The organism is Streptomyces sp. NPDC055103, from assembly GCF_053607625.1.
In genome coordinates this window covers 21,526-27,970 of the sequence record NZ_JBSGTX010000092.1, presented here as the reverse complement: position 1 = coordinate 27,970, position 6,445 = coordinate 21,526, and the positions used below count along the sequence as shown (strand labels likewise).

The 6,445-nt window shown below is 72.5% G+C and carries 6 protein-coding genes; 4 read left to right on the top strand and 2 right to left on the bottom strand.

Annotated features, from left to right (window positions below):
* From ACWFR1_RS36195 to ACWFR1_RS36180, 4 genes are all read left to right on the top strand, one after another.
* A partial coding sequence (locus ACWFR1_RS36195) for a methionine adenosyltransferase domain-containing protein (RefSeq protein ID WP_453326421.1) occupies positions 1–138 on the top strand: 138 nt, incomplete at its 5' end.
* A 1-nt stretch (position 139) separates the two neighbouring features.
* On the top strand, positions 140–1,120 hold the full coding sequence (locus ACWFR1_RS36190; protein ID WP_453559223.1) for a carbohydrate kinase family protein: 981 nt from the start codon (positions 140–142) through the stop codon (positions 1,118–1,120).
* 186 nt (positions 1,121–1,306) lie between these two features.
* Positions 1,307–2,242: an alpha/beta fold hydrolase gene (locus ACWFR1_RS36185; protein ID WP_453559220.1), complete on the top strand. Its 936-nt coding sequence runs from the start codon at positions 1,307–1,309 to the stop codon at positions 2,240–2,242.
* Positions 2,243–2,246: 4 nt separating this feature from the next.
* The gene (locus ACWFR1_RS36180; RefSeq protein WP_453559218.1) at positions 2,247–3,542 is read left to right on the top strand and encodes an MFS transporter; all 1,296 of its coding nucleotides are present in this window, start codon (positions 2,247–2,249) and stop codon (positions 3,540–3,542) included.
* 71 nt (positions 3,543–3,613) lie between these two features.
* Here ACWFR1_RS36180 and ACWFR1_RS36175 read toward each other — a convergent pair whose 3' ends face one another.
* Positions 3,614–5,671: a phosphocholine-specific phospholipase C gene (locus ACWFR1_RS36175; protein WP_453559215.1), complete on the bottom strand. Its 2,058-nt coding sequence runs from the start codon at positions 5,669–5,671 to the stop codon at positions 3,614–3,616.
* A 243-nt stretch (positions 5,672–5,914) separates the two neighbouring features.
* Positions 5,915–6,331, bottom strand: a complete 417-nt coding sequence (locus ACWFR1_RS36170) for an organic hydroperoxide resistance protein (protein ID WP_453559212.1) — start codon at positions 6,329–6,331, stop codon at positions 5,915–5,917.
* Between the last annotated feature and the right edge of the window lie 114 nt (positions 6,332–6,445).

The following is a 6,445-nucleotide window of genomic DNA, read 5'->3' as shown; positions in this document are numbered from 1 at the left end:
ATCATCCGCGACCTCGACCTGCTCCGCCCGATCTACGCGCAGACCGCCGCCTACGGCCACTTCGGCCGCGAGCTGCCCGACTTCACGTGGGAGCGCACCGACCGCGTGGACGCCCTCAAGAAGGCCGCGGGTCTCTGACATGCGCATAGCCGTCACCGGGTCGATCGCCACCGACCACCTCATGGCCTTCCCGGGCCGCTTCACCGATCAGTTGCTCGGCGACCGGCTCGACCGGGTCTCGCTCTCCTTCCTCGCCGACAGCCTCGAAGTGCGCCACGGGGGAGTGGCCGCGAACATCTCCCTGGGCCTGGCCCGGCTCGGCGTGGACCCCGTGCTCGTCGGCGCGGCGGGCAAGGACTTCGCCGAGTACGGCACCTGGCTGCGCGACAACGGCGTCGACACCGCCCACGTCCACCTCAGCGAGACGCTCCACACCGCGCGGTTCGTCTGCACCACGGACCTCGAACACAACCAGATCGCCACCTTCTACGCCGGAGCCATGGCCGAGGCCGACCGGGCGACCCTCACCTCGGCCCAGGAGCGCGCCGGACGGCTGGACCTGGCCCTCGTGGGTCCGAACGACCCCCGCGCGATGCAGCTCCTCACCCGTGAGTGCCGGCGCCTGGGCATCCCGTTCGCCGCCGACCCCTCGCAGCAGCTCGCCCGGCTGACCGGCCCGGAGACGCGCCGACTGGTGCGCGGCGCCCGCTTCCTCTTCACCAACGAGTACGAGGCGGGCCTGCTCCAGGAGCGCACCGGCTGGACGGAGGAGGAGGTGCTGCGTCAGACCGGGGTGTGGATACGGACCCGGGGCGCCTCCGGGGTCGACATCGGCCGGGACGGCCTGCCCTGGCTCCGCGTCGCCGCCGTGCCCGCCGTCGCCGCCACCGAACCGACGGGGGTCGGCGACGCCTTCCGCGCCGGTTTCCTCGCCGGTCTCGCCGGGGGACTGGGTCTCGAACCGGCGGCGCGGCTCGGCTGCGCCCTGGCGACCGTCGTGCTCCAGGTCGTCGGCACGCAGGAGTACAAGCTGTCCGCCGCGGAGATGCTCACGAGCATCGAGGCCGCCTACGGCCCGGCCGCCGTACGCGAACTGGAGCCCCACCTCCCGTCGCTCTGACCACGACAAAGACCGCGACCATGACCCGTACGACGACCACGACCGACATCACGACCACGACCTACATCACGACCCCGACCGACAGCACGACCAAGGCTCACCCCGCCGCCCCGCCGCCCCGCCGCCCCGCCGCCCCGCCGCCCCGCCGCCCCGCCGCCCCGCCGCCCCGCCCACAAGGAGACCACCATGACGACGCGGGTCCCGCAACTCTCCCGCGGTGTACGCGGGATCACCCTGGACGCCGGCGGGATCACGCTCTCCGGTCTGCTCGGCGAGCCCGGGCACACCGCCACCCGCGGGGTCGTCGTGGCCGTCCACGGCGGCGGCATGAACGCCGGCTACTTCGACGGCCAGGCCGGCCCCCAGCTGTCCCTGCTGACCCTGGGGGCGAGCCTCGGCTACACCGTCCTCGCCGTCGACCGGCCCGGATACCGCCGCTCCGTCCGCCAGCTCCCCGACGGCCTGCCCCTGGCCGAGCAGGGCCCGGTGCTGCGCGCGGCCCTGCGCGACTTCGCCTCGCGGTACGCCGTGGGCGCCGGGTTCTTCCTGGTCGGCCATTCCTTCGGCGGCAAGGTCGCGCTCACCGCCGCCGCCGGCCACACGGACGGGGACCCCCTGGGGCCCGAGCTGCTGGGTGTCGACATCTCGGGCCTCGGCCACCGCTACGCCGTGGGACCCGACGACCTGCCCGACTCCCCGCTCTCCGGGGCCCCCGCCCGCAGCCGGTGGGTGAAGCACTGGGGTCCGCTGCGGCTCTACCCCCCGAACACGTTCCGCACCAGCGGCGCGCTCGTCGCCCCCATGCCCGCGCGGGAACGGGCCGACGCCTCCGCGTGGCCCGGCCTCTTCCCCGGGATCGCGTCGCGGGTCCGGGTTCCGGTGCGGCTGACCTTCGCCGAGTACGAGACGTGGTGGCGGCACGACGAGGCGTCCCTCGCCGAGCTGGCCGGGGCCTTCTCCGCCGCGCCCCTGGTGCGCGTCGACCGGCAGCCCGACGCCGGGCACAACGTCAGCCTCGGCTGGGCGGCCCGCGCCTACCACCTGGGCGCGCTGGCGTTCCTGGAGTCCTGCCTCGCGACGCGCGAGGCGTCACCCGCTCCGCGGCCGACGGCGGTCGCCTGAACCGATGCGCGAACGACTCCGCACCACCTTCCGCTCCCTGGCCGTCCGCAACTTCCGGCTCTTCGTGGCGGGCCAGATCGTCTCGGTGGCCGGCACCTGGATGATGGTCGTCGCCCAGGACTGGCTCGTGCTCTCCCTGACGGCCGACTCCGCCACCGCCCTGGGGGCGGTGACCGCGCTCCAGTTCGCGCCGATGCTGCTGCTCACGCTGTACGGGGGACGGCTCGCCGACCGGTACGACAAGCGGCTGCTGCTCACCCTGTGCAACCTCGTCTCCGGCGCCTACGCGCTCGTCCTTGCCGTCCTGGTCCTCGCCGGGGCGCTGGAGCTGTGGCACCTCTATCTGTTCGCGCTCTGCCTCGGCACCGTCAACTCCGTCGAGGTGCCCACCCGCATGTCGTTCGTGAGCGAACTGGTCGGCCCGGCGCTGCTGCCCAACGCCTCGGCGCTGAGCGCCGCGTACTTCAACCTCGCCCGTGTGCTCGGCCCGGCCCTCGCCGGCCTGCTCATCGCCGTCTGGGGCACGGGTCCCGTGATGCTCCTGAACGCCGTCAGCTATCTGGCGACCGTGACCGGGCTGCGGATGATGCGCCCCGCCGAGCTCCTGCGGGGCGGACCGCCCAAGGGCCGGGTGCGGGTCGTCGACGGGCTGCGGTACGTCCGCCGCCGTCCCGACCTGCTGCTCTGTCTGGCGCTCGTCGCGCTCGTCGGCCTGTTCGGGATGAACTTCCAGCTCGTCATCCCGCTCCTGGCCAGGACGGTCTTCCACGCGGACGCCGCGTCGTTCGGGCTGCTCACCGCCGCGTTCGCGACCGGTTCGCTGCTCGCCGCCTTCGCCACCACGGCACGCCGGAGCAGACCGAGCCGCCGTACGGTGACGACGGCCGCGGTCGCCCTCGGCGTGCTGGAGACGGCGACCGGGTGGGCACCCGGCTATCCGGCGGCGGTCGTCCTGCTCGTCCTCACCGGGTTCGCCGCGATCTGGTTCGCCCAGGCCGCGAACCACCGCGTCCAGCTCGGCAGCGACCCGCGCTACCGGGGGCGGGTCCTCGCCCTCTACACCCTGATCCTGCAGGGCTCCACCCCGCTGGGAGCCCTGCTCGTCGGCTGGCTCGCCGCGCACTTCGGCGCCCGCAGCGCGCTCTACGTGGGCGGGCTGGCCTCGCTCGCGGCCGCCCTCGGCCTCGTGCTCGCCGCCCGCACCCGCGCCTTCCGCGAACAGCCCGAGCCGGCAGAGCCGTCCGGACCGTCCGAGCCGTCCGAGCCGTCCGAAGCCGATCAGGTCCGGGCGCCGCGCTGACCGGTTCCGCCGACCCCGGCCCCGCTCAGGTGCTGGGGCCGGTGCCGGGGTCAGTGCCGGTGGGGGTCCGGTCAGTACGTGAGGATGCCCGGGTCCGTGGTGCTCGGCGCGCCCGTCTCCACGTGGCCCGCCAGTCGGCGGAGGTAGTCCGCGTTCGACGGGGTCGTGACGGTCACGTCGTACCAGCGGGCGGAGCCCGTCAGGTCCAGGGTGCGGGTGACCGTCGTGCCCTTCGGGACCGGGACCGTCTGCGGGGAGCCCGCGTAGGCGTTGGTCACGGTCAGCTGGGCGTCGGCCGCCGTCGCGTTGGTGAAGGTGAGGTCCAGCGTGCCCGTGGTGGCGTTGTGGCGGGCGGTGACCTCGGGGAGGGCGGTCTTGCCGGGGGAGCGGAAGCGGCGCAGGAAGCCGTTGGGGCCGTGGACGGTGAGGTCGGTGAGGCCCTTGGAGTACTTGGTGTTCCAGGCGTCGGCGATCGACTTCCCGGCCTCCGCCGTGTACGTCCAGGGGGCGTCCGTGCGGTTGGCCGAGGTCACGTAGAACTGCGCGCCCGCCGAGGGCCCGCCGCTGAAGGTGAGGCGGTAGGTGCCGGCCGTGGTGTCCGCGGTGCCGTCCACGTGAGGGGCGTACTTCAGCGGGCGGGTGGGCTTGCCGCCCGGCTCCTGGCGGGGCATCGTGCCGACGGCCGGGGCGGTGGCGAGGAAGTCGGGGTGGCGGCTCCGGTCCGGCGGGTAGTAGCCGGCGGTCGGCGGGAGCGGGGCGGCCTGGGCGTCCGCGCGCGTGAAGTCGAAGGCGGAGGTCAGGTCGCCGCAGACGGCCCGTCGCCACGGCGAGATCTGGGGCTCCTGCACCCCGAAGCGGCTCTCCATGAAGCGGATGACCGAGGTGTGGTCGAAGGTCTCGGAGCAGGTGTAGCCGCCCTTGGACCAGGGGGAGACGACGATCATGGGGACGCGCGGGCCGAGGCCGTACGGGCCGGCGACGTATCCCGTCTTCCCGGGGAAGTGGTCGAGCGCCGTCGGCGTGGTCGACAGGCCCTGCGCCGAGGAGGCCGGGACGTACGGCGGGACGACGTGGTCGAAGAATCCGTCGTTCTCGTCGTACGTGACGAAGAGGGCGGTACGGGCCCACACGTCCGGGTTCGAGGTCAGCGCGTCCAGGACCTGCGCGATGTACCAGGCGCCGTAGTTGGAGGGCCAGTTGGAGTGCTCGGAGAAGGCCTCGGGGGCCGCGATCCAGGACACCTTGGGCAGCCGCCCCGCCTGCACGTCGGCGCGCAGGTCGGCGAGGTAGGTGTCGCCGTTCTTCACGTCCGTGCCCGTGCGGGCCTTGTCGTAGAGCGGGTTGCCGGGCTGGGCGTTCCGGTAGGTGTTGAAGTAGAGGAGCGAGTTGTCGCCGTAGTTGCCGCGGTAGGCGTCGTTGATCCAGCCCCACGAGCCGGCGGCGTTCAGGCCGTCACCGGTGTCCTGGTAGACCTTCCAGGAGACCCCGGCCGCCTCCAGGCGCTCGGGGTACGTCTTCCAGCCGTAGCCCGCCTCGGCGTTGTTGAGGACCGGGCCGCCGCCGGTGCCGTCGTTGCCGGTGTGGCCGCTCCACAGGTAGTAGCGGTTCGGGTCGGTGGAGCCGATGAACGAGCAGTGGTACGCGTCGCAGATCGTGAACGCGTCGGCGAGCGCGTAGTGGAAGGGGATGTCCTCACGGGTGAGGTACGCCATCGTGGCCTTGGTCTTGGCCGGTATCCACTGGTCGTACTTGCCCTGGTTGAATGCCTTCTGGCCGCCCGCCCAGTCGTGGTTGAGGCCCTGGAGGAACTCCATGCCGAGCTTGGCGCTCTCCGGCCGGAAGGGCAGCGTGACCTTCGAACCGTCCGCCTGGTTCCAGACCGGTTTCCCGCTCGGCAGCGTCACGGGGCGCGGGTCGCCGAAGCCCCGTACGCCCTTCATGGCCCCGAAGTAGTGGTCGAAGGAACGGTTCTCCTGCATCAGGACGACGATGTGCTCGATGTCCTGGATGGTGCCGGTCGTGCCCTGCGCCGGGATGGCGGCGGCCCGGGCGATGCTCTCGGAGAGCATGGTGAACGCGGCGGCGCCGCCGGTCAGCTGAAGGAACCGGCGGCGATCGATGTCGGTCATGGGGGAGTTGCCCTCCGGGGTGAGTACGAACGGTGGGGGTGCGGGTGCGGCGACCGGACGGACCGGCCGACGGGCGCCCCAAGGAGAGCGTCCGTGGGCCACCGCCCGGCGGCCGTCCCATGACTGCCCGTCGTACGGCAGACGAATCCCCCGTGCCCGAACGTGAAAACTCACAAGCGAACGCCCCCGGTGGGGTACGTGACCTCCGGGGGCGCGCGGAAAGCAGCGGAAAGTAACAGAAAACTACTCGACGACGAGCTCGACCCGGATGTTGCCACGGGTGGCCTTCGAGTACGGGCAGAAAGCGTGCGTCTTCTCCAGGAGGGTCGCTCCGGCCTCGCCCTGGAGGTGGTCGGGGAACTCGGCGCGCATGATCACCGCGAGACCGAAGCCGCCGTCCGCCGGGTCCTTGCCGATGGAGACCTCGGCCGTGATCGAGGCGTCCGCGATGTCGATCTTCTCCTGGCGGGCGACCACGCCCATCGCACTGGCGAAGCAGGCCGCGTACCCGGCGGCGAAGAGCTGCTCGGGGTTGGTGCCCTGCCCGTTGCCGCCGAGGGCCTGGGGGTGGGCGAGCGGGAGGTCGATGTGGCCGTCGGAGCTGACGGCGCGGCCCTCGCGGCCGTTGGCGGTGGCGACTGCGGTGTAGATCGCGTCCATGGTTCTTCCGTTCCTGTCCTCGGGGCCCTCGGGGCGGTGTCCCTCTGCGGTGTGACTCCATTAGTAGCGCACTATTTAGTTGCGCACAACTAAATCGCGTGTGAAGTGCCCTCG